22 protein-coding genes are annotated in these 23,680 nt (G+C 67.2%); 12 read left to right on the forward strand and 10 right to left on the reverse strand.

The window, feature by feature from the left end:
* The 4 genes from ACT53N_RS03305 to ACT53N_RS03320 are packed head-to-tail and all read right to left on the reverse strand — an operon-like array spanning position 1 to position 3,185.
* Positions 1 to 759: an ABC transporter ATP-binding protein gene (locus ACT53N_RS03305; protein WP_476062533.1), complete on the reverse strand. Its 759-nt coding sequence runs from the start codon at positions 757 to 759 to the stop codon at positions 1 to 3.
* The gene (locus ACT53N_RS03310) at positions 756 to 1,796 is read right to left on the reverse strand and encodes a FecCD family ABC transporter permease (RefSeq protein ID WP_476062534.1); all 1,041 of its coding nucleotides are present in this window, start codon (positions 1,794 to 1,796) and stop codon (positions 756 to 758) included. Before ACT53N_RS03310 ends, ACT53N_RS03305 begins: the two co-directional genes overlap by 4 nt.
* Positions 1,739 to 2,545: an ABC transporter substrate-binding protein gene (locus tag ACT53N_RS03315; protein ID WP_476062535.1), complete on the reverse strand. Its 807-nt coding sequence runs from the start codon at positions 2,543 to 2,545 to the stop codon at positions 1,739 to 1,741. The genes ACT53N_RS03310 and ACT53N_RS03315 overlap by 58 nt, the downstream gene beginning before the upstream one ends.
* A 4-nt stretch (positions 2,546 to 2,549) precedes the next feature.
* Positions 2,550 to 3,185, reverse strand: a complete 636-nt coding sequence (locus tag ACT53N_RS03320) for a TetR/AcrR family transcriptional regulator (RefSeq protein ID WP_476062536.1) — start codon at positions 3,183 to 3,185, stop codon at positions 2,550 to 2,552.
* 200 nt (positions 3,186 to 3,385) lie between these two features.
* Between ACT53N_RS03320 and ACT53N_RS03325 the strand changes: the two genes are divergently transcribed.
* The 3 genes from ACT53N_RS03325 to ACT53N_RS03335 are packed head-to-tail and all read left to right on the forward strand — an operon-like array spanning position 3,386 to position 6,551.
* Positions 3,386 to 4,825, forward strand: coding sequence for a glycosyltransferase (locus ACT53N_RS03325; protein ID WP_476062537.1), 1,440 nt, complete (start codon positions 3,386 to 3,388; stop codon positions 4,823 to 4,825).
* Between the two features lie 17 nt (positions 4,826 to 4,842).
* Complete coding sequence (locus ACT53N_RS03330; protein ID WP_476062538.1) at positions 4,843 to 5,754, forward strand: RsmD family RNA methyltransferase; 912 nt, start codon at positions 4,843 to 4,845, stop codon at positions 5,752 to 5,754.
* 5 nt (positions 5,755 to 5,759) lie between these two features.
* Entirely contained in the window at positions 5,760 to 6,551 is a 792-nt protein-coding gene (locus tag ACT53N_RS03335) for a TrmH family RNA methyltransferase (protein ID WP_476062539.1), read from the forward strand.
* A 133-nt stretch (positions 6,552 to 6,684) separates the two neighbouring features.
* Here ACT53N_RS03335 and hrpB read toward each other — a convergent pair whose 3' ends face one another.
* The gene (gene hrpB / locus ACT53N_RS03340; protein WP_476062540.1) at positions 6,685 to 9,156 is read right to left on the reverse strand and encodes an ATP-dependent helicase HrpB; all 2,472 of its coding nucleotides are present in this window, start codon (positions 9,154 to 9,156) and stop codon (positions 6,685 to 6,687) included.
* A gap of 99 nt (positions 9,157 to 9,255) precedes the next feature.
* On the opposite strand from hrpB, the gene ACT53N_RS03345 reads away from it, so the two are divergent.
* From ACT53N_RS03345 to ACT53N_RS03375, 7 genes are all read left to right on the forward strand, one after another.
* The gene (locus ACT53N_RS03345; protein WP_476062541.1) at positions 9,256 to 10,884 is read left to right on the forward strand and encodes an amino acid permease; all 1,629 of its coding nucleotides are present in this window, start codon (positions 9,256 to 9,258) and stop codon (positions 10,882 to 10,884) included.
* A gap of 101 nt (positions 10,885 to 10,985) precedes the next feature.
* Entirely contained in the window at positions 10,986 to 11,702 is a 717-nt protein-coding gene (locus ACT53N_RS03350) for an MBL fold metallo-hydrolase (RefSeq protein ID WP_476062542.1), read from the forward strand.
* 89 nt (positions 11,703 to 11,791) lie between these two features.
* Positions 11,792 to 12,556 carry a response regulator gene (locus ACT53N_RS03355; RefSeq protein ID WP_476062543.1) on the forward strand — a complete coding sequence of 255 codons (765 nt, stop codon included), beginning with the start codon at positions 11,792 to 11,794 and terminating at the stop codon, positions 12,554 to 12,556.
* Positions 12,553 to 13,977 carry an ATP-binding protein gene (locus ACT53N_RS03360; protein ID WP_476062544.1) on the forward strand — a complete coding sequence of 475 codons (1,425 nt, stop codon included), beginning with the start codon at positions 12,553 to 12,555 and terminating at the stop codon, positions 13,975 to 13,977. The genes ACT53N_RS03355 and ACT53N_RS03360 overlap by 4 nt, the downstream gene beginning before the upstream one ends.
* A 115-nt stretch (positions 13,978 to 14,092) precedes the next feature.
* A complete protein-coding gene (locus ACT53N_RS03365) occupies positions 14,093 to 14,827 on the forward strand; it encodes an EF-hand domain-containing protein (RefSeq protein ID WP_476062545.1) in 735 nt (244 codons plus the stop codon).
* Positions 14,828 to 14,991: 164 nt separating this feature from the next.
* The gene (locus tag ACT53N_RS03370) at positions 14,992 to 15,144 is read left to right on the forward strand and encodes a hypothetical protein (RefSeq protein WP_476062546.1); all 153 of its coding nucleotides are present in this window, start codon (positions 14,992 to 14,994) and stop codon (positions 15,142 to 15,144) included.
* A 23-nt stretch (positions 15,145 to 15,167) separates the two neighbouring features.
* Positions 15,168 to 15,374 carry a con-10 family general stress protein gene (locus ACT53N_RS03375; protein ID WP_476062547.1) on the forward strand — a complete coding sequence of 69 codons (207 nt, stop codon included), beginning with the start codon at positions 15,168 to 15,170 and terminating at the stop codon, positions 15,372 to 15,374.
* A gap of 62 nt (positions 15,375 to 15,436) precedes the next feature.
* Here the strand turns inward: ACT53N_RS03375 and egtB are convergent, their stop codons facing one another.
* The 3 genes from egtB to ACT53N_RS03390 all read right to left on the reverse strand — a co-directional run bounded on the left by egtB (position 15,437) and on the right by ACT53N_RS03390 (position 19,527).
* On the reverse strand, positions 15,437 to 17,593 hold the full coding sequence (egtB, locus tag ACT53N_RS03380) for an ergothioneine biosynthesis protein EgtB (protein ID WP_476062548.1): 2,157 nt from the start codon (positions 17,591 to 17,593) through the stop codon (positions 15,437 to 15,439).
* Positions 17,594 to 17,738: 145 nt separating this feature from the next.
* Positions 17,739 to 18,371, reverse strand: a complete 633-nt coding sequence (locus ACT53N_RS03385) for a TetR/AcrR family transcriptional regulator (RefSeq protein ID WP_476062549.1) — start codon at positions 18,369 to 18,371, stop codon at positions 17,739 to 17,741.
* A 64-nt stretch (positions 18,372 to 18,435) separates the two neighbouring features.
* Positions 18,436 to 19,527, reverse strand: a complete 1,092-nt coding sequence (locus ACT53N_RS03390) for an MBL fold metallo-hydrolase (protein ID WP_476062550.1) — start codon at positions 19,525 to 19,527, stop codon at positions 18,436 to 18,438.
* Positions 19,528 to 19,613: 86 nt separating this feature from the next.
* Here ACT53N_RS03390 and ACT53N_RS03395 point away from each other — a divergent pair, with 86 nt between their 5' ends.
* Entirely contained in the window at positions 19,614 to 20,522 is a 909-nt protein-coding gene (locus tag ACT53N_RS03395) for a haloalkane dehalogenase (protein ID WP_476062551.1), read from the forward strand.
* A gap of 14 nt (positions 20,523 to 20,536) precedes the next feature.
* Complete coding sequence (locus tag ACT53N_RS03400) at positions 20,537 to 21,016, forward strand: DUF1330 domain-containing protein (RefSeq protein ID WP_476062552.1); 480 nt, start codon at positions 20,537 to 20,539, stop codon at positions 21,014 to 21,016.
* A 4-nt stretch (positions 21,017 to 21,020) separates the two neighbouring features.
* Here ACT53N_RS03400 and ACT53N_RS03405 read toward each other — a convergent pair whose 3' ends face one another.
* Together ACT53N_RS03405 and ACT53N_RS03410 are read right to left on the reverse strand one after the other, a co-directional pair.
* A complete protein-coding gene (locus tag ACT53N_RS03405) occupies positions 21,021 to 22,037 on the reverse strand; it encodes a formylglycine-generating enzyme family protein (protein ID WP_476062553.1) in 1,017 nt (338 codons plus the stop codon).
* Entirely contained in the window at positions 22,025 to 23,680 is a 1,656-nt protein-coding gene (locus tag ACT53N_RS03410) for a sulfatase-like hydrolase/transferase (RefSeq protein ID WP_476062554.1), read from the reverse strand. The genes ACT53N_RS03405 and ACT53N_RS03410 overlap by 13 nt, the downstream gene beginning before the upstream one ends.

Here is a 23,680-nt window from a genome sequence, read left to right on the forward strand (position 1 = left end):
TCACGCCCGACGGCGAGCCGCCAGAACGAGACCCGCCTCGGTCTCGAGCAGCGCGCCGTGCAGCCCGAACACCTCGGCGAGCACGTCGGGCGACAGCGCCTCACGCGGCGGGGCGTCGGCGACGACGCGCCCTCGCGACATCACGACGATCCGATCGCAGGTCCGAGCGGCGAGGCCAAGGTCGTGAAGCGTGACGACGACGGACGAGCCCCGCGCGACCTCCGCCCCCAGCAGGTCCAGTGTCAGGAGCTGGGCGTCGGGATCAAGGCCCGCCACGGGCTCATCGGCCACCAGCAGCGGAGCGCGGGTCGCTAAAAGGCGCGCCAGGAGCACCCGCGCCCGTTCACCGCCCGACATGTCCAGCACCCCACGATCGGCGAGATCTTGCGCTCCGACCCGCGCCAAACACTCCATCGCCAAAGAGTCGGCCTCGGCTTCGGCCAGATCACTGGCGCCAAGGGCGACTACCATCCGGGCCGGGACATTCCAGGCTACGCGGCGGTCCTGCGGCAGGTAGCCGACCATGCTCGCGCGGGCCGCCGGCGCGAGTCGCTTAACCGGCTGGCCGGACAGAAACGCTTCCCCAGCAACCGCGGGCAAAAGCCCAAGCCCGCCGCGCAAGAGACTGGTCTTGCCCGCGCCATTGGGGCCAACCACGCCGACCAGCGCTCCTGCGCTGACGCTCAGCGTGGCGTTATCGACCACGATCTTACGCCCCTGTTGGACGGAGAGGCCGCGCAGCGTCCAAAGCGCGCTCATGACCGCCAGCTCCGAGCGACTCGCCAGGCCAGCAAGGCGAAGGCGGGCGCCCCGAACAGCGCGGTGACGACGCCAAGCTTCAGCTCCTGCTCGGTCGGGATCATCCGTGCGGCGAGATCCGCCAGCACAACCAGGAGCGCCCCGGCCAAGGCGGCGGGCCAGAGGATGCGCTTGGGATCATCCTTGACCAGCGCCCGCACTAGGTGCGGCGCGGCCAGACCCACAAAGCCGATCACGCCCGAGGCGGCCACCGCCGCACCCGTCAGCAGGGCCGAGCCGGCCACCGCATACAACCGCAAGCGCGCCATCGGCAGGGCCGACATCCGCGCAGCCTCCTCGCCCAGGGTCAGCATCCGCAGCCCCGCGCCAGCGCGCAGGCACAGCGCTGCGCCAAGCGCCATCGGAACCGCCGCCCGCAGCGCGTCCATAGCGTCACGGTTCTCGACCGAGCCCATCAACCAGGCCAGCATCTCAGCTGTCGCCACCGGCGACCGCGAGAGATTGAACACCAGGGCCGTCAGCGCCCCGCCGAAAGCCGACAGCGCCACGCCGAACAGAATGAGCGCCTCGGGCTCTCGAAAACGGGCGGCGACGACGACCACCAGCGCGCCCGCGACCAGCGCGCCAACCAGGGCCGACAGCTCGATAGCCCCGGGCAAGACGGCCAGTCCCGCCGAGATCGCAAAGGCCGCGCCGAGGCCCGATACGGCCGACACACCCAGCACGCCAGGATCCGCGAGCGGATTGCGCAACAGCCCTTGCATGGTCGCCCCCGCCATGCCCAGCGCCGCGCCCACCAGGGCCGCAACCGCAACACGCGGCGCACGGATCGACCAGAGCACTTCGGCCGGCGGGGAGCCGGGCTGGAACAGCGCTTGGCCGTACTGCGGGACCGAAAATGCCGTCTCGCCCAGCGTAACGGCCAAAACAGAGGCCAGCACCAACGCCAAGACCATCAGCAAACAGAGGCGCGTAAGGCTCATCGTGCGGCTTTGGCCAGCAAGACGGCGCCGTCCGCCGCGAACCAGCCCGGGCAACCGACCACCGCAGCCGGCAGTTCGGCCACGGCGCGAGACTCCACCACCTTGCGCAGAGCCCCATGGCGCCCCGGCCCCCAGCGGTCGGCGCCAGCGCGGGCGCGATCAAACATGCCCAGCACGACAGCGGCCGGCGGCGTCATGACCATTTGCTCCAAAGACACAGCCGCGAAATACGGCGCCTTGGTCGCGTTCGCATAGCCCGCCGCGCGCAGCATCGCATCGATCAGGGTGTTGGCGCCGGCCGTAAAGCCGCCTGGGGTCAGGTAAAGCGCCTCACGACCCCTGCCCGCGCCGGCAGCGGCTTTGAGGCGCGTGTCCATGGCGGCGATCAGCGCCTCGCCCTCCGATCGGCGATGAAGCGCTATGGCCACCTTGCGAACATTGGCGCGAACCCCGTGGAAGTCGGTCGCGTCATCCAGGGTGACCGTCGTCACGCCCTTGGCCTGCAGCGCCTTCGTCAAACGCGCGTCGCCGCCCCACAACCGCACCACCAGTTGCGGTCGCGCGGACGCCAGGCTCTCGAACGTGGCCCGGCGCGCCGGAAGGCCAGCGGCCTTGTCGCGCAGGTAGCTGTCAGACGCGACCGCACGGTGCGAAAGACCCACGATCGCCTCACGCGGCGCCAGAGCCAGCACGTACTGATCGGCGCACGAATCTAGCGACATGACGCGCGGCGTGGCCCACGCCCCCGCTGGAACGAGCGCCACCGCCGCCGCAAGGGCGGTAAGGGCCTTGCCGGCGGTCACGACTTCAGTCCGAAACCAGACCGTGCAGCAGCCCGTCCAGCATCACTTTCATCAACTGCTCCGGCTCCGACCAGCCCCGCGAAGGCTTGGTGATCAGCAAGGATACCAAGCCGTGGCAGCCGCTCCACAGCACTTCGGCCGCCTGGACCGCCGAACCTGACCGCAGACGCCCTTGAGCGGCGATCGCATGGACCGGTTCGCTGAACTTTTCGAAGCAGCGATCACCCAACGCCATGGTCTCGCCGATCTTGTCGGACGTGACGTGATCGCCGGTGCTGCAGAAAACCAGCTGGTAGGTGTTTGGATTGTCCAGCGCGAAGCGCATGTACGCCTCGAGCATCAGCCGTACGCGCGAGACCGGATCGATCGGTTGGCCTGCGATCTGCGTATTGAGGTCCAGCAGACGCTCGATCGCGTCATTGCTGATCTCCAGCAGGATCTGATCCTTGTCGCGGAAGTGCATGTAGAGCGCGGTGGAGGACACCCCCACCGCGTCGGCGATCTTGCGGATGGTGGCGCCGGAATAGCCCTCGGCGATAAAGATCTTCTCGGCCGCCGCCAGGATCTCGCCCCGGCGCAAGTGCCCGTCGCCCTTGGGCTTTCGCGCGGACTTGTGCGGCTTCTTCAAAACGACGGTCACGGACCTAGCTTCCCCTCAGTATCCCCCGGAGAACACTAAACGGGAATCACTCAGCCGTCGCAACCCAGTGCGTTGCGCCCGCACCTGTGTCAGGCGCTCATCAGCAGCAGCCTAAAACGAGTGTTTTTTCATTTGACACTTTTTGGTTGAGATTCCGTTATCTGCTTCCGTTGGGGCGATCGGCGTATCCAGGGGCATCCATGGCGCGCGAAGATAGACGGCTGGAACCGGCGCTCACGCCGGCGAGCGGACCCGTGTCCGCAGACCACATCGAAACGATCACGGGCGTCTTCGTCGTCACTGCGCCCGAACGCGACGGCGCTCATCGACCTCTGTCCCAGACGCAAGTCATAGGGGTCGTCATCGCGGGTCTCCTCGCCGCGCTCGGCGTCGCCCTCGCGCCGATGGCCGCCTTGGTGGCGGCGCACCATCTGTTCTTCGCCGTCTTTCTGCTGGGCGGCCTGACCCGTCTCGCCGCAGCAATGACGCCCCTGCCCTCCCGCCGCGCGCCAGCGCCGCCGTCAGAGGCTGATCTTCCGAGTTATACAATCATCACGCCGCTCTATCGCGAGGCGGAGGTGCTGTCGGAGCTTGTTCAGAGCTTGGCCGCGATCGACTATCCGCGTGATCGCCTGCAGGCGTTGATCGTGCTCGAAGCTGACGACGAGATCACCCGCGCCGCCGCCCGAGCGCTGGACCTGCCGAGCTTCATACAGGTGCTGGTCGTTCCGCCCGGAACGCCTCGCACCAAACCTCGCGCCTGCAACTACGCTCTCGAGCGCGCGCGAGGCGACTTGGTGGTGATTTACGACGCCGAGGACATGCCCGACCCGCAACAACTCCGCGAGGCGGCCGCGAGGTTCGCCGTCTCCGACGCCCGGGTGGCCTGCCTTCAGGCGCCGCTTCGGATTGAGGACCCCGGCTTTTCGCTCTTTTTGCCTTCACAGTTTCGACTGGAGTACGCCGCCCACTTCGAGGTGCTGCTCCCGGCCCTCGCGCGATGGGGTCTTCCGTTTCCGCTCGGCGGAACCAGCAATCATTTCAAGGTCGGTCCTTTGCGCGAGATTGGCGCGTGGGACCCATACAATGTGACCGAGGATGCAGACGTCGGATTCCGCCTCGCAGCGGCGGGCTATCGTCTCGACGTCATCCAGCGCCCCACCTGGGAAACAGCGCCCACAACACCAGAGCAGTGGTTCCCGCAACGGGCGCGCTGGATCAAGGGCCATATGCAGACCTTGGCGGTGCACGCGCGCGGTCCGCTCCCGACGCAACCGCGCAACGCCATCGCGCTGGTCCTGACCCTGGCCCAGTCGGTCGCCGCCTCGCATCTCCATGGCCCCGTCATGGCGGTGGCCATCGCCTGGGCGCTCATCGACTTCCTGCCCGACGCCGCCTTTCAGATCCCGCCCCATGACCTGACGCTCTACATGCTGGGATGGAGCGCGGCGGCGATAGCGGGCGCTCGAGGCGTGTTGCGCGCGGGTGGCCAGCCAAGGTGGCTGCACCTGCTGGGCATGCCCGTCTACTGGCTTTGCCAGAGCCTTGCGGCGGTCAAGGCGCTGCACCAGTTCATCGTCGCCCCGCACCACTGGGATAAGACCCTGCACGTACCGCGCTCTGGACCTTCGCACGCCTAAGGCGGTATTGCCGGGCGATGGCACCGAAGATCGCTCCCGCCCCCATCGTTATGCGCACCACCGGCTGGGCCGATTACGCCCTGCTGGACAGCGGCCACGGCAAGAAGCTCGAGCGCTACGGCCGCTACACCGTCGTTCGGCCCGAGCCGCAGTGCTTCTGGGCGCCGCGCCTGGATCAGAAGGTCTGGGACAACGCCGATGCGGTCTTCGACCCTACCGACGAGGACGAGGCGGGCCGCTGGCGCTTCAAGGGCAAGCCGATCGAGAAGTTCGACCTGGGGTGGGGCCAGGCGAAGTTCCACGGTCAGTTCACGCCGTTCCGGCACTTGGCCTTCTTCCCCGAACAGGCCGCCAACTGGGCCTGGCAGGACGAGCGCGTTCGGGCGCTGTGCGCGGGATCAGGCCCCCAGCCCAAGGTGCTGAATCTGTTCGGCTATACCGGCGTGGCCTCGCTGGTCTGCGCCGCCGCCGGCGCGGCGGTCACCCACGTGGACGCTTCCAAGAAGTCGGTCGGTTTCGCCCGCGAGAACGCCGCCTTAGCCGGCCTGGCTGACAAGCCGATCCGCTGGATCGTCGAGGACGCCCGCAAGTTCGTCGCCCGCGAAGTCCGGCGCGGCAACAAATATGAGGGGATCATCCTGGACCCGCCGAAGTTCGGCCGCGGCGCCGACGGCGAGGTCTGGCGCCTGTTCGAGGACCTGGCCGCCCTGACCAAGGACTGCGCCGCTCTGCTCAGCGATGAGGCCTCGTTCCTGCTGATGAACGCCTATGCCGCCCGCGTCTCGGGCGCGGCGATGTCGGGCCTGCTGGCCCAGGAGCTGCAAGGACGCGGCGGCGTCATCGACTGGGGCGAGTTGTCCCTGGTCGAGGAAAAGGGCGACCGCCAGATCGGCCTGTCGTTCTTCGCCCGCTGGTCTTCGGAAGGGTAACGGCGATGAACACCAAGACCGTCACCTCCCTGACCAACAACACCGTCAAGGCCGTGCGCGCCCTGCACATGCGCAAGGAGCGCGAGGAGAGCGGCCTGTTCCTGGCCGAGGGCCTGAAGATCGTCATCGAGGCGATCGACTGCGGCCATGCGCCCAAGATCGTCATGTACGGCCCCGACGCCGCCGACCATCCTATGCTGAGAAAGGCCGTCGCTGCGTGCCTCAAGGCCGGCGGCGAAGTCATTGAGGTCAATCGCGAAATCCTCGAGAAGGTCTCGCGCCGCGATAACCCGCAGGCCGTGGTCGCCGTCTTCAAGCAGGTGTTTACGCCGCTGTCGGCCATCGTCCCCGAAAGCGCGCCCTGCTGGGTGGCCATGCAGGCCGTCCGCGATCCGGGCAACCTCGGCACCGTCATCCGCACCGCTGACGCGGCCGGCTGCGGCGGGGTGATCCTGGTCGGCGACTGCGTCGACCCCTATTCGGTCGAGGGCGTGCGCGCGACCATGGGCTCGATCTTCGCGGTCAAGATCGCCAAGGCGACCATCTCGGAGTTCCTGGCCTGGCGAGAGACCTGGCCCGGCAGCGTGGTGGGCACCCTGCTGACCGCCACCGTCGACCACAAGTCCGCCGACTATGTGAAGCCGTCGCTGATCCTGATGGGCAATGAGCAGCAGGGCCTGCCGCCCGAGCTGGCGGCGGCGTGCGACGTGAACGTCAAGATCCCGATGCGCGGCAGGGCCGACAGCCTGAATCTGTCGGTGGCCACGGGGATCATGATCTACACGGTGACGGGCTGATCAATCCTCCCCCTAGCGGGGGAGGTGTTGGCGCGTAGCGACGACGGAGGGGGAAGAGGCGGGCGGTCTAGCACTTCCCCCTCCGGCGCTTCGCGCCACCTCCCCCGCTAGGGGGAGGATCTACAATCCCGCCTCACGTCCCCCGCGGCTTCGCCCGCGTCACCGGCGCGGCCGCCGCCGGATCATCCGGCCAAACGTGCCGGGGATAGCGCCCCTTCATCTCGACCTTCACCTCGCGCCAGGAGCCTTTCCAGAAGCCCGGCAGGTCCTTGGTGATCTGGATCGGGCGCTGGGCGGGCGACAGCAAGGCGAGCGTCAGCGACACCTTGCCGCCCGCGACGCTGGGGTGTTCGGAAAGGCCGTAGAGCTCTCCAACCCGCACCTCGACGCGGGGTCCGCCCTCGGCGGCGTAATCGATGGCGAAGGTGTTGCCGGTCGGAGCCTCGAAGCGGGCCGGCAGAAGCGCGTCCATCTTGCGTTGCAGGTCCCAGGGCACCAGGGTCTTGAGCGCATCATGCAGCGCCCCCTCGTCCAGGCTCGACAGCGACGAGCGGCCCGCAAGCAGCGGCGCCAGCCAGTCATCGAGGCGTTCGATCAACGCGGCCTCTGAAAGGTCCGGCCACGCCTCACCATCAACAGCGCGCAGGAAGGCCACGCGGTCCAGAAGCGCCCTGCCCCGCTCACCCAGGCGCACGGCGGACAGCCCCTCGGCGCGGACCTGATCCAAGAGCGCGCCAGCGAGCATCGCCGGGTCGGGGTTCTCAATCACTCGCTCTTCCAAGACGAGCTTGCCCAGCCGCAGCAGGCGCTTGGCGCGCACCTTGCCGCCGGTGGTCTCCAGACGGTCCTCGGCGACGAGACGATCGGCGAAGGCCTCGCGCAGGTCCGCCTCATCGACGGCCGCGGCCAGCAGGATGCGGTCACGGCTGTCGCCGCCGCCCAGCTCGCCGACGGCCAGCCAGGCCTCGCGGGCCAAGGGATCGGTCGGCTCCAGATAGACGCCGCGACCGCCGGCCAGCTGGAACTCGCCGGGCTTGCCGCGCGCCTTGGCGACGCGTTCGGGATAGGCCTCGGCAAGCAGCAGGCCTGCTTCGAGGGGCTTGGCGCCGGAAGGACGGCCCGCCGCGCGGCTCCAGCGCTCGACCAGGGCCATGGCGTCCCGGCCGCGTGGCGAGCGATCCCGGTGCAGACCCTCGAGCCGCCGCCGCAGGTCGACGTCGCGCCCGCCCAGCCCCTGCTCAGTGAGCACGGCGGCGATCTCGGCCGCCTCCCGGGCCTTGCCTGATGCCGCGCCGCGCGCGACCATGTGCGCCAGGCGCGGCGGCAGCGGCAGGTCGGCAAGAGCCTTGCCGTGGGCGGTCAGGTCGCCCTGCGCGTCCAGAGCCTGGACCCGGGTCAGCAGCGTCCGCGCCTCGGCGAAGGCGGCGGCGGGCGGCGGGTCCAGGAAGGTCAGGTCGCCAGGATCCTTTGTGCCCCAGCGCGCCAGATCCAGCGCCAGGCGCGACAAGTCCGCCTCCAGGATCTCGGGCCGCGCGAAGGCCGGCAGCGATCGGGTCTCGGGCTCGTCCCACAGCCGGTAGCAGACGCCAAGCTCGGTGCGCCCGGCGCGGCCCCGACGCTGGTCGGCGGCGGCGCGGCTGACGCGTACGGTCTCGAGTCGCGTAATTCCGGAGGCCGGATCAAAGCGCGGCACACGCGCCTGCCCCGCATCGATCACGACCCGCACGCCCTCGATGGTCAGGCTGGTCTCGGCGATCGAGGTCGCGAGCACCACCTTACGCCGCCCCGGCGGGGCCGGCGCAATGGCGCGATCCTGGACGGCGGGCTCCAGCGCGCCATACAGCGGCGCGATATCGACATCCGGGCGACGCAGGCGCTCATTCAGCCAAGTTTCCGCCCGCCGAATCTCGCCCTGCCCCGGCAGGAACACCAAGATGGAGCCCGTCTCCTCAGTCAGGGCCCGCTCGACCGCCCGCCCGACCCGCTCTTCGAGCCGTTGGCGCTCATCACGGCCGAGGTAGCGGGTGTCGACCGGGAACATCCGCCCCTGGCTCTCGACGACCGGCGCATCATTCAAAAGCGACGAAATCCGGGCGCCGTCCAGCGTCGCCGACATGATCAGCAGGCGCAGGTCCTCGCGCAGCACGCTCTGGACGTCGCGGGCGAAGGCCAAGCCCAGATCGGCGTCCAGGCTGCGCTCGTGGAACTCGTCGAACAGCACGGCGGCGACCCCGTCCAGGCCAGGATCATCGAGAATCATCCGGGTGAACACGCCTTCGGTGACGACCTCGACCCGCGTGCGGGCCGAGACTTTCGACTGAAGTCTGACGCGAAAACCGACAGTGTCGCCAACGGATTCGCCTAAATTGGACGCCATGCGCGCCGCCGCCGCTCTGGCGGCCAGTCGACGAGGCTCCAGCACGATGATCTTACGCCCGTCGACCCATGGCGCGTCCAACAAGGCCAGCGGAACAGCGGTGGTCTTGCCCGCGCCGGGGGGCGCGACCAGGACGGTCGCGTTGTTTGCGAGCAGCGCCGCCTTCAGCGCGGGCAGGACATTCTCGATCGGCAGCATTGGGTGGAGGCATAGCCCCTGAAATCGCATCCGTCACCGCAAGGCGTTGCGCGATGACGCCTCTCTGACTAACGTCCGCCCCCAATGCCTGACCGGCGGGGGTTCGCTGGTCGTTGGGGAAACGCACACATGGCCGGAAACAGGCTATTTTTGAAAAAGTCGATTGCGAGCATCCAGAAGGAAGCCGCCCATAGCCAGCTTAAGCGTACGCTGGGTCCCATCAACCTGATGAGCTTGGGCGTCGGCGCCATCATCGGCGCCGGCATCTTCGTGCTGACGGGTCAGGTGGCCTCGGCCAACGCCGGTCCCGCCATCATGCTGTCGTTCATCGTCGCGGGCATCGCCTGCGCCCTGGCCGGCCTGTGCTACGCCGAACTGGCCTCGACCATGCCTGTTTCGGGCTCCGCCTACACCTACGCCTACGGCACGCTGGGCGAAGTCTTCGCCTGGATCATGGGCTGGCTGCTCGTCCTCGAGTACGGCGTCGCGGCCTCGACCGTGGCCGTCGGCTGGTCGGGCTATGTCGTCAGCACCCTGCACGCCTTGGGGATCAATTTCCCCATGATCCAGGTGGCCGGCGCTGACGCCCCGATGTGGGCGACGCCGCTGATTCAGGCCGTGGCCGCCCCCGGCGGCGGTACGATGTTCGCCATGACCGGCACGCTGAACCTGGTGGCCGCCATCGGCATCGCCATGGTTTCGGCCCTGCTGGTCGTCGGCGTCAGCGAGTCCGCCAACGTCAACAACGCCATCGTGGTCATCAAGGTGATCGTGCTGGTGACGTTCATCGCGGTCGGCGCGCAGTACATCAATCCGGCCAACTGGCACCCCTTCATCCCCGAGCCGACCGGCCAGCCCGGCGAGTTCGGCATCGGCGGCATCTTCCGCGGCGCCGCCATCATCTTCTTCGCCTATGTCGGCTTCGAAGCGGTTTCGACCGCCGCCGCCGAGGCCAAGAACCCCTCGCGCGACGTGCCGATCGGCATCCTGGGCGCGCTGGTGATCTGTACGCTGATCTACATGGCCGTCGCGGCCGTCATGACCGGCGTCGTCCCCTTCCGTGAACTGGCCAGCCCGGCCCCGATCGCCGTCGCCATCGACCGCATGGGCCTGGAATGGGCTGATATTCCGTTCGCCGCAGCTGAAGGCGGCAAGCTGAACCTGATCAGCTTCGCCATCAAGATCGGCGCCATCACCGGCCTGTCCTCGGTCATGCTGGTGCTGTGCTACGGCCAGACCCGCATCTTTTACACCATGGCCCGCGACGGCCTGCTGCCGAAAGTGTTCGCCGAGATCCACCCGAAGTTCCGCACCCCCTGGATGGGCACCATCCTGCTGGGCGTCGTGATCGCCATCGCCGCCTCGTTCCTGCCGATCAGCCTGCTGGGCGATCTGGTCTCGCTGGGCACCGCCGTGGCTTTCTCGATCGTCTGCCTGTCGGTGATCTATCTGCGCATCAAGCACCCCGACCTGCCGCGTCCGTTCAAGGTTCCGGGCGGCATGTTCACGGCGGCTCTGGGCATCGCGGCCTGCTTGTTCCTGGCCTACCAGAACTTCCAGCCGATGATCGTTCACGCGATGAACGACAACCCGCTGCCGCTGATGATCCTGGGCGGCTACGCCGCCGTCGGCGCGGTGATCTACATCGCCTACGGCTTCTGGCACTCGAAGCTGGCCAAGGGCATCGACATCACCGAAGACACCGACATGAACTCGCCCGCTCAGGCGATGGGTCATGGCGTGGACGACGTGAAGTAAGCACGCCGCCTCGACGGAAAACGGAAGGCCCGGGAGCGATCCCGGGCCTTCTTCTTTTGGGCGAGACCTGCGTCTATGTTGCGGGCAGCCAAGGAGTATACATGACCCAGACCATGCCGATCGGCGCCGTGATCGCCCCGGTCACCCCGCTGCAGCAGAACTGCACGATCGTCTGGTGCACGAAGACGATGAAGGCGGCCGTCATCGATCCGGGCGGCGAGGTCGACCGCCTGCTCAAGGCGATCGCCGACAAGGGTCTGACGCTGGAGAAGATCTGGATCACTCATGGCCACATGGACCACGCCGGCGGGGCCGCAGAATTGAAGGCTCGAACGGGCGTTCCGATCGAGGGCCCGCACAAGGATGACCAGTTCTGGATCGACCGCATCCAGGAAAGCGGCGAGATGTATGGAATCCCTGAGGCCCGGATCTTCGTCACCGATCGCTGGCTGGACGACGGCGACAAGGTCACTCTGGGCGAGACGGAATTCGAGGTCTTTCACTGTCCCGGCCACACGCCCGGACACGTGGTCTTCTTTCACCGTGAGACAAAGTTCGCGCAGGTCGGCGACGTGCTGTTCCAAGGCTCGATCGGCCGCACGGACTTTCCGATGGGCAACCACCAGGACCTGATCGACTCGATCACTCAGAAGCTTTGGCCACTGGGGGAAGACGTCCGCTTCGTGCCGGGTCACGGCCCGATGTCGACCTTCGGCGCCGAGCGGCGCGGCAATCCCTTCGTCGGCGATCGCGTGGTCGCGGCGATGAAGGCACAGGGCGCGGGGTTCTCGATCCCGAAGAACAACTCGCCAGGCTGACAGGCCTGAGGCGTCCGGTCGCGGGCCGGGTTGCGCGGCTGTTTCAGCCGTGAAATCACAACGTGACGGGGACGTGACAGGGAATTGGCATGGAAAACGTCCAAAACTCCATCCAGGGCGAATTCGAGACGGCGCGCGGTGCGGCGTCTCGGATTCTTATCGTTGATGATGATCCGGGCATTCGTGACGTGGTCTCCGACTTCCTCGCCAAGCATGGCTACATGGTCGAAAGCGCTCAGGACGCGCGGACAATGGAACAGGTGCTGGCGCGTGGGCCGATCGACCTGATCGTCCTCGACGTCATGTTGCCCGGCGAGGATGGACTGGCCATCTGCCGCCGCCTCTCGGCGACACCCGACGGGCCGGCGATCATCATGCTTTCGGCGATGGGCGAAGAAACCGACCGGATCGTCGGTCTTGAGCTCGGGGCGGACGACTATCTGCCCAAACCCTGCAATCCCCGTGAGCTTCTGGCCCGCGTCCGCGCCGTGCTTCGCCGTCGCCAAGAGCCCCGGGCTGTCGATGACGCGATGGGTGCGGCCTGCGAGTTCGCCGGTTGGCGCCTAGACTTGGTCCGTCGCGAGCTGCGCTCGCCGCAATCGGTCGTGGTGAACCTGTCGAGCGGCGAGTTTTCGCTGCTGCGCGCCTTTGTGGAGCGTCCCCAACGCGTCCTGACCCGCGACCAGCTCCTGGACCTCGCGCGGGGCCGGGACAGCGACGCGTATGACCGCGCGATCGACGTCCAGATCAGCCGTCTTCGCCGCAAGCTCGACGACGGCGGCGGCAGCGAACTGATCCGCACCATCCGCAGCGAAGGCTACATGTTCACCGCCAAGGTTGTGCGCACGCCATGATTTTGTCCCGGCGCGGCGCGCCGCTGTTCGTGCAGGCGCTGGAACTGTTGATCGTCACCCTGGTGGCGGCGCAGCTGATTTCGATCGCGGTGATCTTCACCCTGCCCCCGCCGCCGCCGGAATTCTATCGCTCCAGCGAGATCGTCAGGGCGCTCAAGACCGGGCAGTCCGTCCAGCCCCGCGATGGACGTCTTCTGGTCGTCAAACGCGAAGGCTCGATCCGTGTGGGGAGCCCCGACACCCCGCGCCGGGCCGACTTCAAGGCCGGGATCGGCAAGGCGCTGGGCGTGCCGGCCAATCGCGTCGAGCTGCAGATCGACAACGGCCCACGCTTCTTCGTTCGCCGGACGCCGGTGACGCCTCCCCGCGCGGATGCGCCGCCGCCGGCCCCGAATGGTCAACCGGGTCAACGCGAACCCTTTGCGCGGGAAGGCGCAGCTCCAGGCGCGGCCAACGCTCGCGGGGCCCAGGCGCGGGACGAACCGCTGATCTTTGGCGATTTCAAGGTTGGGGTCCGCCAGAGCGACGGCCACTGGCTGGTGGTCGAACCCAAACCCACCCTGCGCTTCGACAGCTGGCAGCAACGCATTCTGCTGATCCTGCTGCTGTCGGTGATCGCAGTCACGCCGTTGGCATGGTTGTTCGCAAGGCGCCTCGCCCAACCGATCACCGCCTTCGCCGACGCTGCGGAACGGCTCGGCAAGGACCCGCGCACGCCGCCGCTGAGCATCACTGGCTCGGGCGAAGTCGTGGCCGCCGCCAACGCCTTCAACATGATGCAGGAACGTCTGCGGCGTTACGTCGAGGACCGCACCGCCATGGTCGGCGCGATCGCGCACGACCTGCGTACGCCCCTGACCCGCCTCAAGTTCCGCATCGAGGCGGTTCCGGAAGACATCCGACCGAAGCTTGCCGCCGACATCGATCAGATGGAAGCGATGATCTCGGCGACGCTCGGCTTTGTGCGCGATACGAACCGCCCCGCCGAACGCACCAAGTTGGAGCTCTCCTCACTGCTGGAAAGCGTGATGGACGAAGCGGCGGAAACGGGCGGCGACACCACCGTCGAACGCGCCGAGAAGACGGTGATCGAAGGCGATCCGGTAGCGCTGAAGCGTTTGGTCTCCAATCTGGTGGAGAACGCGCTGAAGTACGGCGGCCGTGCGCGCGGGCGGGTCTTCTCGGAGGACGGCATGGCGATCATCGAGATCGACGATGATGGGCCCGGCGTGCCACCTGCCGAGCTTGAACGGGTCTTTGAGCCCTTCTATCGCCGTGAACCCTCGCGCAATCGCGAGACCGGCGGGATCGGCTTGGGGCTCGCGGTCGTGCGATCACTGGCGCGGGCGCATGGCGGCGACGTGACCTTGGCGAACCGTCGGGGCGGCGGGTTGACCGCCACGGTGAAACTGCCGGCCTGATTGCGGCGGGAACGGGTCCCGATTGTTTCGAGCCTGACGGGCGTCCCATGGGATAGTTCATCTCAAGGCCAAGCTTGTGGTCTCCATAGACCGACCGCTTGGAGACCCCCACAAGATGCTTCGCTCGCTAGGCCTGACGGCCGCACTCGCCACTATCCTCGCCGCCTGCGCCAGCGCTCCGCCCGGAGGCACGCCACCTCGCTTCGGCCCGAAGGACGGAGCTGGCCAGAGGCGCGACATGGAGGGTCCGCAGCTTTTCATAAGCCCTGCGGGCGAGCCCTTCCGCGCGCCTCCTGAAGCGCCCTACCCCGTCGAGACATGGTTTTCCGGCGCCGACACCGACCACGACGGCGCGCTCAGTCGCGAGGAGTTCGTCGCCGACGCCCTGCGCTTCTTCGCGATCCTCGACGCGGATCGCAGCGGCCTGATCGACGGCTTCGAGGTCTCCGCCTATGAGAACCGGATTGCGCCAGAGATCCTCGGCGGCCCAGCGCCATATGCGCTGCGCAGAGGCCCGATGGGGGGCGGACAAAAGGGCGGCGACGCCCCTCGTAGGGGACGACAGAGCGCGAATGTGCTGCAAGGCGCCGCGCTTTACGGTCTCATCGCTGAACCGCAGCCCGTGATGGCGTCCGACGGCGACTTCGACCGACGGATCACCCGCGACGAGGCCACAAGGGCGGCCAAGATCCGCTTCGCCCTGCTGGACGCCGACAGGGATGGTCAGCTGCGTCTGGCGGAATTGCCAAAGACCGCGGCGCAGAAGGGTTTGCGGCCTGGACAGAACGGCGGGCGGGGACCTGATCGCATGCGAGGCGCCGACAGTCGGGGCGGCGGTGCGCGCGGCTGATGGTTTCACCGGCGATGACCGGCGATCTGCTTGCGCTTGAGAGGCCGTGGCCGAACAAATCCTTCGTCCGCCAGAGACCGACAGAGAACAATTAGTCCGCCCAAGCGGTGAACCGAACGCGGCTTCACTGGTTACTTCACTGGAACGCAGAGGAAACGACGCCAGTGACCGACCCCGACGCCCCGCCCCCGACCGAGCCCAAGCCGCCCGAGTACGAGCCCGGCGTCGTTCCCGTCGAGGAGCCCCCGACCTCGCCGTCGGTCGATCCCGGGGACGACCGTCCCTATGGCGTGGCTTCCCCCGCGTACCGCCTGTGACCAGTCCCCACTAGGAGCCTCAAATGGACACCGATAGCGAACGTCCCCGCGGCCGTCGCGGTTTCGCCGCCATGGATCCGGAGCGCCGACGCGAGATCGCCAGAAAGGGCGGCGCTAGCGTGCCCAGCGAAAAACGCAGTTTCGCGAAGGATCGAGATCTCGCCGCCAACGCCGGTCGCAAGGGTGGATCCTCCTCTCGCGGCGGCCGCGCCGACGACCGCTCGCTCTAATCAGCGCCAAAGACCAGACGCGCCGGCTCTCACGTGAGAGCCGGCGCGTTTTCGTGTGCGCGCTACGCGATGAGAACATAGATGGCGAAGGTCGGGTCCTGGTTGATCCAGCGCTCAGCCACGATCCACCCCGCCCGCACGGCGATCGCTTCGAACACCTCAGGCCGATACTTGTAGGAATTCTCGGTGTGGATGGTCTCGCCGGCCGTGAACCGGAAGCTGTGGCCGCCGATCGTGACCATCTGGTCCCACCGACTTTCCAAATGCATCTCGATCCGGCTCTCCTCGGCGTTCCAGACCGCCCGATGCTCGAAGGCCTGGGGATCGAAGGTTCCTCCGAGCGCCCGATTAATGTGGGTGAGGATGTTGCGATTGAAGGCCGCCGTCACGCCCTGCGCGTCATCATAGGCTGGCACGAGAACGTCGGGACTCTTGGCGACGTCAGCGCCGACGATGAACATCGCCCGCTCGCCCAAAAGCGTCCGCGCGCGACGTAGAAGCGCCTCAGCCTCAGCCGGCGGGAAGTTGCCGATCGTCGATCCGGGGAAGAAGCCCACCGGGACCCGGCCCTTCGCACCGTCAGGCAAATCGATGGCCCGCGTGAAGTCATCGACCAGCGGCGCGATGACGAGCTCGGGATAGGCGTCACGCAAGCTGGCGGCCGCTGCGTCCAGGGCGCAGGGGCTGATGTCGATCGGCGCATAGACCGCCACCTGCGGCGCGGCGTCCAGAAGGATGCGGGTCTTGGTGCTGGCGCCGCTGCCGAACTCGACCAGCGCCGCGCCGTCAGGGATCCGCGCCGCCAGCTGCGGCGCGATCCGCGACAGCAGGGCGGTCTCGGTTCTGGTCAGATAATACTCCGGAAGCTCACAGATCGCCTCGAACAGGCGTGAGCCTTCGGCGTCGTAGAAGTACTTGGCGGGCAGAGACTTCGGCGCGACCGAAAGGCCCGCGACGACTTCATCAAGGAAGCTGGTGTCCGCAGTCGCCGCTGACGGGCGCTCATCGTCGGCGAGGCGCACGCCCGCAAACATCCATCGGCTGCCGGGCGGGAAGAAGTTGCGGTAGGTCGCCCGTGAATGGCCAGGCGGCGTGGCCGAGCAGCCGCCGCGCAAGATCATCTGATTGACCATGAACTTGCCGTTGTACTCGCCCAGCGCGCCTGGTCCTGGCCGGAAGCCGGGGTATGGCGCGTAGGCGCTGGAAGTCCATTGCCAGGCCTCGCCAAAGACCTGGCGCAGCGGGCCCTCGCTGCCGGCGGCGGCGGCCACCTCCCATTCGAACTCGGTGGGAAGGCGACGCCCGCACCAGGCGGCGAAGGCGGCGGCCTCATAGTAGCTGACGTGGAGGACCGGCGCGTGCGGATCGACGGGCCGCCGTCCCTGCAGCGTCATCGTGCTCCAACCGTCCTGTTCGCGCCGCCAATATCCAGGGGCTTCCCAACCTCCGGCTTGCGCCATCGCCCAACCGTCCGATAGCCACAGTTCGACGCGGCTGTACCCGCCCTCCGCGATGAAGGTCAGCCATTCGCCGTTGGTGACGAGACGATCGGCCAGCCTGAACGGCGCGACATACGCCTTATGGCGAGGCCGCTCGTTGTCGAAGGCGAAACCGGCCTCGTTCGCCCCAATCTCGACAAGACCGCCCGCGAAGCGTTGAAAAGTCTGCAGGCCCGGATCGGCATAGTGCTTGGGCGCGGAAGGCAGGTAGGCGGGGGAAAGCGGCGATTGGGCGAAAAGGTGCAGGATATCCATCAGGATCAGCTCCTGATGCTGCTCTTCATGCGCCAGGCCAAGCTTGACGCGCTCGATCACCTCGGGCGATGGCGCACTCGCCAGCAGCCGCGCCATCGCCGCGTCGACATAGGCGCGATAGGCGCCGATCTCGGCCGCCGTGGGCCGGGTGAGCAATCCACGTTGAGGGCGTGGCTGCCGGGGGCCCACGGCTTCATAGTAAGAATTGAACAGATAGCCAAAGGCGGGATCGAAGACCTCGTAGCTTGGCATGAAGGGCGTCAGCAGAAACGTCTCGAAGAACCAGGTGGTGTGCGCGCGATGCCACTTCGTCGGGCTGGCGTCGGGCATCGACTGAGCGCTCTGGTCTTCCGGCGATAGCGGCGCGGCCAGGCTCTCGGTACGACGCCGCACCAAGAAATAGCGGTCCACCAGGGTCTCAACGGCGCGCGCGAAGCCGGCCATGGGTACGTCGTCGGGGGTCATGGGCGCTCCTGAAGGGCCAGCCAACATCGCCGACGCCCAGCGACGACAACGTCTCGCGACCTTCAGTGTTCCGGCGCGCGCCTAGAAGGCGCCAGGGGCGCGACTGCTGACAGGGCGCGGCAGCAACCCGCGCTATCCGACGGCCTCAGCCCTCGGACACCCCCTCCAGAAGCCCGCTGATCATCGCCTGCAGAACCTCCGTCGCGCGCTTGGGCGAAAGCTCCTGGTCTCGGCGAAGACGGTTCCAGGCGTCGAAACTCAGCAGCATGTCGATGCCTTCGAAGCGAATGCGGTCCTTGGCGATCTCGAGCGGCAACTGGCGACGGAGGATTTCGCGCGAGACCTCGACCATCTTGGTGTTGTCCGCCACCAGCGTCGCGGAGCTATGGCGCAAAACCTCGGAGGCGCGCTTGAAGGGTCCGATCCGCTCATAGGCCCAGCCTCGGCGTTCAACCAGTTCCAGCACCCGGTCGCGCCAGGTCGCGCCCTTGAACGGCGTGTTGACCAGCGACATCAGCTCGGCTTCGATCACCGCCGACATTTCGAGATAGAGGCTTTCGAGGTCCTTGAAGTGGCGGAACACCGTCCGCAGCCCAACATCGGCGCGGGTGGCCACCAGTTCGGCCGAGGGCGAGATGTCCCCTTCCCGCACGAGATCGAGCATGGCCTGGACGATACGGGCGCGGCTGTCTTGAGACCGCCGGCGGCGACCATCCGCGGCGGGGGCTTCGGGCTCGACATCGGCCCCCGCTTGAAGATAGCGCGGCGCGGAACTCACGAACGGGACCCTCCCAGTGTTCCGCCCTGCTTAGCCCCGCGAGTATCGCGGGGCCAAGTCCAATCTAGAGGGCGATTAAGCGGTTGGACCACTTGATCTCCTTGGACCCCACCGGCAGCGAAGCGAAGTCGCCGTCGCGGCCGACCTTGATCGGCCCGTCAAAGATCTCGCGCGACCGACCCAGGAAGGCGCCGTCCAGCGCGCGCACGGGAAGCGGCGGAATGATGTGATAGAACATCAGCGCCCCGACGCCAGCCGTCTTGGCCTCGCCGGCCGCCACTTCTGGAGCGGTGTGGTAGTCGAGAATGTCGTGGAAGATGTGGGCGTAGTTGTCGCGCCCGAGCTTTTCCGCGACGTCCTTCTGGACCGCGACAAGGTTCGGGGCCAACCCTTCGTGCAGGAGAAGGTCGACGCCCTTGGAAGCTTTCACCAGGCGCTCCGACGGCCCGGTATCGCCGCTGATCACGACGCTGCGGCCCTTGTATTCGAAGCGATAGCCGACCGCGCCTTTGACTGGATGGTGCGCCACCGGGAAGGCCCAAACCTTCAGACTAGGCTTTTCCAGCACCAGTACGTCAGGCGCCGCCGGATCCGCCACGAAAGCGCGCGGATCGCCGCCAAAGCCTGACGGCGGCGCGACGGCCTCGCCGTGGTGGGCGATGCGATAGCCGCGATCCAGCGTGTACGCCTGCTCGAAGCCTTGAACGACCTGCTCCAGGCCTTGCGGGCCATAGACCGGCATCGGCGTCTTGGACGCGCCGCTCGCCCACCGTTGCAGCATCAGCTCGCCCAGATCGGCGATGTGGTCGGAATGATAGTGGGTGATGAACACCGCGCTGATCCGCGGCGGCGGCATGTTCATCAGCAGCAGATTGCGGGTCGAGCCCGACCCGGAGTCGACGACGAACAGGTCCTTACCCGCGACCACCGCCACACACGGTCCTGACCGCAGCGGATCGGCCATCGGCGATCCTGCGCCGCAGAGACCCACGTGCAGACCATCAGGCAGGTCCTTCATCGTGTCTACAGCGAGGACCTGCTCATAGACCTTGCGCATCGCGGCCTGCGCCAGGCGCTCGCGCATCAGCCAAGCGGTTCCCAGGCCAACCGCGATCACACCCGCAGCGACTCCCAACCCGATCCAGACCTTGCGCATCCGCCCTCTCCATCTCGTTCTTGACCTATAGCCGACATAATGGCACGCATAGTGTCAATACAAATCTCAAGGGTCGGAGAAGTCTCATGGATGTGTTGCGAACGTCGGACGCTCGTTTCGAGGGTCTTGCCGACTGGCCCTACGCCCCTCGCTACACCGAGGTGACCGACGCCGATGGCACGGCGCTGCGCATCCATCATGTGGATGAAGGGCCCGAGGACCAGCAGCCGATCCTGCTGATGCACGGGGAGCCGTCGTGGGCCTACCTCTACCGAAAGGTGATCGCCGAACTGACCGCCAAGGGGCGTCGCGCCGTCGCCCCGGACCTCGTCGGCTTTGGTCGCTCAGACAAGCCCGCCAAGCGCACCGACTACACCTATGAGCGGCACGTGTCCTGGATGAGCGCGTGGCTGGAAAAGAACGACCTCAAGGACATCGTTCTCTTCTGCCAGGACTGGGGCGGCCTGATCGGCCTTCGCCTGGTGGCTGCGTTCCCGGAGCGCTTCTCGGCCGTGGTCGTCTCCAACACCGGCCTGCCGATCGGCGCCGGCAAGAGCGAGGGTTTCGAAGCCTGGCTCAACTTCAGCCAGAACACACCGGAGCTTCCGGTGGGCTTCATCCTGAACGGGGGCACGGCCCGCGACCTCTCCGAGGCCGAGCGCGCAGCCTACGACGCGCCGTTCCCGGACGAGAGCTACAAGGAAGGCGCACGGATCTTCCCGGCGCTGGTGCCGATCACGCCCGAGCACGCCTCAGTCGAGGAGAACAAGGCCGCCTGGGCCGTGCTGGAGACGTTCGAAAAGCCCTTCGTCACAGCGTTCAGCGACGCCGACCCGATCACCCGCGGCGGCGAGGCGATGTTCCTGGCCCGGGTTCCCGGAACCAAGGGCGTAGCGCACACCACACTGAAGGGCGGCCACTTCGTGCAGGAAGACAGCCCGGTCGAGATCGCCGCCCTTCTGGACGGTCTCGTCGCCAGCTTGCCCCAATCCTAATCCGGAGCGTTTCGATGAAGGTCGTCAACACCGTCTTCCCCAGCCCCGAACAGTTCCAAGAGTTCTTCGGCGCCTCGGACGATGGTCCGTTCGTCATGGTCAACCTGCTGAAGTTCAAGGAAAAGGCTGAATACGCCGACGGCTCGGAGCCCGAGCTGTCGGGGCGCGAGGCCTATGCCCGCTACGGCGCTGTCGTTTCCGGCCTAGTCGAAGCCCTCGGCGGGCGCATCCGCTACAGCGGCGCGGTCACGGGTTTGCTACTCGGCGAAGTCGAAGAAATGTGGGACGCGGTCGCGCTGGCCGAGTACCCCTCTCTCGCCGCCTTCCAGGCCATGGCCCTGTCGCCGGAGATGCATGCCATCGAGCACCACCGGAAGGCGGGTCTGGCGGGCCAGCTCAATATCCGCACACGCCCCGCGCCAGGGTTCGAGTCGCTGGCAGTTCAAGATGATGAGCGTCTCTGGAAACCGGAAATGGCCGACGCGGTGAACTGAACGCTCAGCGCGCGGCGCGGAGCACGGTGCGAAAGCCCACGTGCGACGCGCCGCTGTCCGGCGGCCCCGGCGTTCGCGCTGCGGGGCGATAGCGGAAGCAGTAGTCGTCGGCGCACAGGAACGAGCCGCCCTTGACCACGTGCTTGGGCGTGTTCGGGTCCTCCGGATCGAGCGCGCGAGCCTCGGGCGGTCCGCCCGTCTCGATCACGCTGACGGGGTCAAGGCCCGGCCGGAACCAGTCGCGGGTCCACTCCCAGACATTGCCGGCCATATCGCGCAGACCATAGCCGTTAGGCGGGAAGCAACCCACCGGCGCAGGCTTGGCTTTGAAGCCGTCGTTCCCAAGGTCTTGGGCCGGGAACGCCCCCTGCCAGGTGTTGGCGCGCGGCTTGGCCGGATCCTGCGCCTCGTCGCCCCAAGTATAGCGCTTGCCGATGAGCCCGCCGCGGGCGGCGTACTCCCATTCCGCCTCGGTTGGCAGGTCACGGCCCAACCACTTGGCGTAAGCCATGGCGTCCTCCCAGGCGATGTGGACCACCGGCCAGGCATCCTTGCCCCGGATATTGGAGCCGGGCCCCTCCGGATGACGCCAGTCGGCGCCGGGGATCACCTGCCACCATTGGGAAGGATCGTCCGACCTCGCCCCCTTCGCCCCCACGAAGACGAGCGAGGCCGGACGCCGCTGCGCCGCCGGCACGTGGGCGTAGCGCGCGGGGTCGAGCGGTCGCTCGGCCACGGTGCGATAGCCCGTAGCCTCGACGAACCGCGCGAAGGCGGCGTTGGTGACCTCTGTCTGATCGATCCAGAACGGCGCGACCTTGACCGTCTGGGGCGGCCCTTCCTCGGGGCGCAGCGGCGCTGCGCCCATCTGGAAGTCCCCGCCCGCCAGTCGGACCATGCCCGCCGTGCGATTCTGCGGATCAGGAACCGGCAGATCCGCCAGGCAAGCCTTGGGCGTTGGCCGGCCGCAACCGGCCAACGCCAGGACCACGAGGACGGGAAGCGCCGTCAGTTTTCCCAATAGATGTACTCGTCGCTGGGCTTGGCCTTCTGGCCGCCCGGATGGTCGATATAGAAGGCGCCCGAGACCAGCGACGGCCAAGCCGGTTTCACCATCTGTCCGTCGAGCTGCGCCAGGATCGCCTGCATCTCGCGAAGCTTTTCCGGCCGCGCCTTGGACAGCTCCTTGCGCTCGGTCGGATCGGTGGAGAGGTCGAAGAGCCAGGTCTTGTTCGGCTCCTGCGCCACCTGCAGCTTCCAGCCGCCGGCCAGCACCGTCTTGTAGCGACCCGAGCGCCAGAAGATCGCCTTGTGCGGATCGCCCGAGGCTTGCCCCTTGATGAAGGGCACGAGATCGACACCGTCCAGCACGCGGTCCTTCGGCGTCTGCGCGCCGGCGGCGCCGGCCGCCGTGGCGAAGATATCCACATGGCCCACCGGGCTACGATAAACCGCGCCGGCCGGGAGTTGCTCGGGCCAGCGCAGCAGGAACGGCACCTTGATGCCGCCCTCAAAGAACGTCGCCTTCCAGCCACGATAGGGCTTGTTGAGGTCCGGCAGGCCGACATAGTTCGCGCCACCGTTGTCGGAGGTGAAGATCACCAGGGTGTTGTCGTCGAGACCCCGGTCCTTCAGGGCCTGCAGCACCTTGCCGACATTACGGTCGAGATTGCGGACCATGGCGGCGTAGACGCGCATCCGATGATCTTTGATGTGCGCCAGCGCGTCATAGTCGGCCTTGGGAGCCTGCAGCGGCGTATGGACCGCGTTGTAGGCCAGATACATGAAGAATGGCCGGTTCTTGTTGGCGTCGATCGCCTTGATCGCTTCATCCGTCAGATAGTCGGTCATGTAGTGGCTGGGGTTGAACAGCTTGCCGCCGTTGAACTGCACCGCAAACGGCGCCGCGCCCCATAGGAACTTATCGATCGGATCCCAATCCTGGCGCGACTCCACCACGTCAGGATCGCCGACAGGCGCGAATAGCGACGCGCCAGCCATGAATCCGAGGCTCTCGTCAAAGCCTTGGTCTTCGGGACGCGAGCCCTTGACCCCGCCCAGGTGCCATTTGCCCAGATGGATCGTATGATAGCCTTTGGTCTTCAGCGCCTCGGCGATCGTCACCTCTGTGGCGGGGACGGCCAGGACGTTCTCATCCTCAGGCATGTTCTTGACCTCGGCCTTGTTGAAGCGCGAGGGATGCAACGGGTCGCCGGCGTGGCCGCCGACGACGCGGGAGAACGCCACGGGCGTCGGGGTGAACTCAAAGCCAAAGCGCGTGGCGTAGCGGCCGGTCATGATCGCCGCGCGTGACGGGGCGCAGGTCGCATTGCCGCTGTAGCCATTGGCGAAGGTCACGCCCTCCTTGGCGATCGAGTCGATCGCGGGCGTAGGCACCGTGCCCCCCGCGACGCCGCCGCCATTGAGGGTGATGTCGTTGTAGCCAAGGTCGTCAGCGAGAATGAACACGACATTGGGCGGCCGCTGACCGTTGGCCGGCGGCGTCTCGGGGCCTTTGGCCCAGGTCACCGGCATATTGGCTTCGATCTTCGGCTGCCGAGCCTTCGCCAGCATGACGATCAGGTCAAAGCGGAAATGCCAGGCCGTCGCGCCCGCGACCGCCAGTACGGCGACACCCGCGACAAGTGGCTTCAAAGCCTTCAT

Source organism: Caulobacter sp. DMC95 (genome assembly GCF_056313785.1).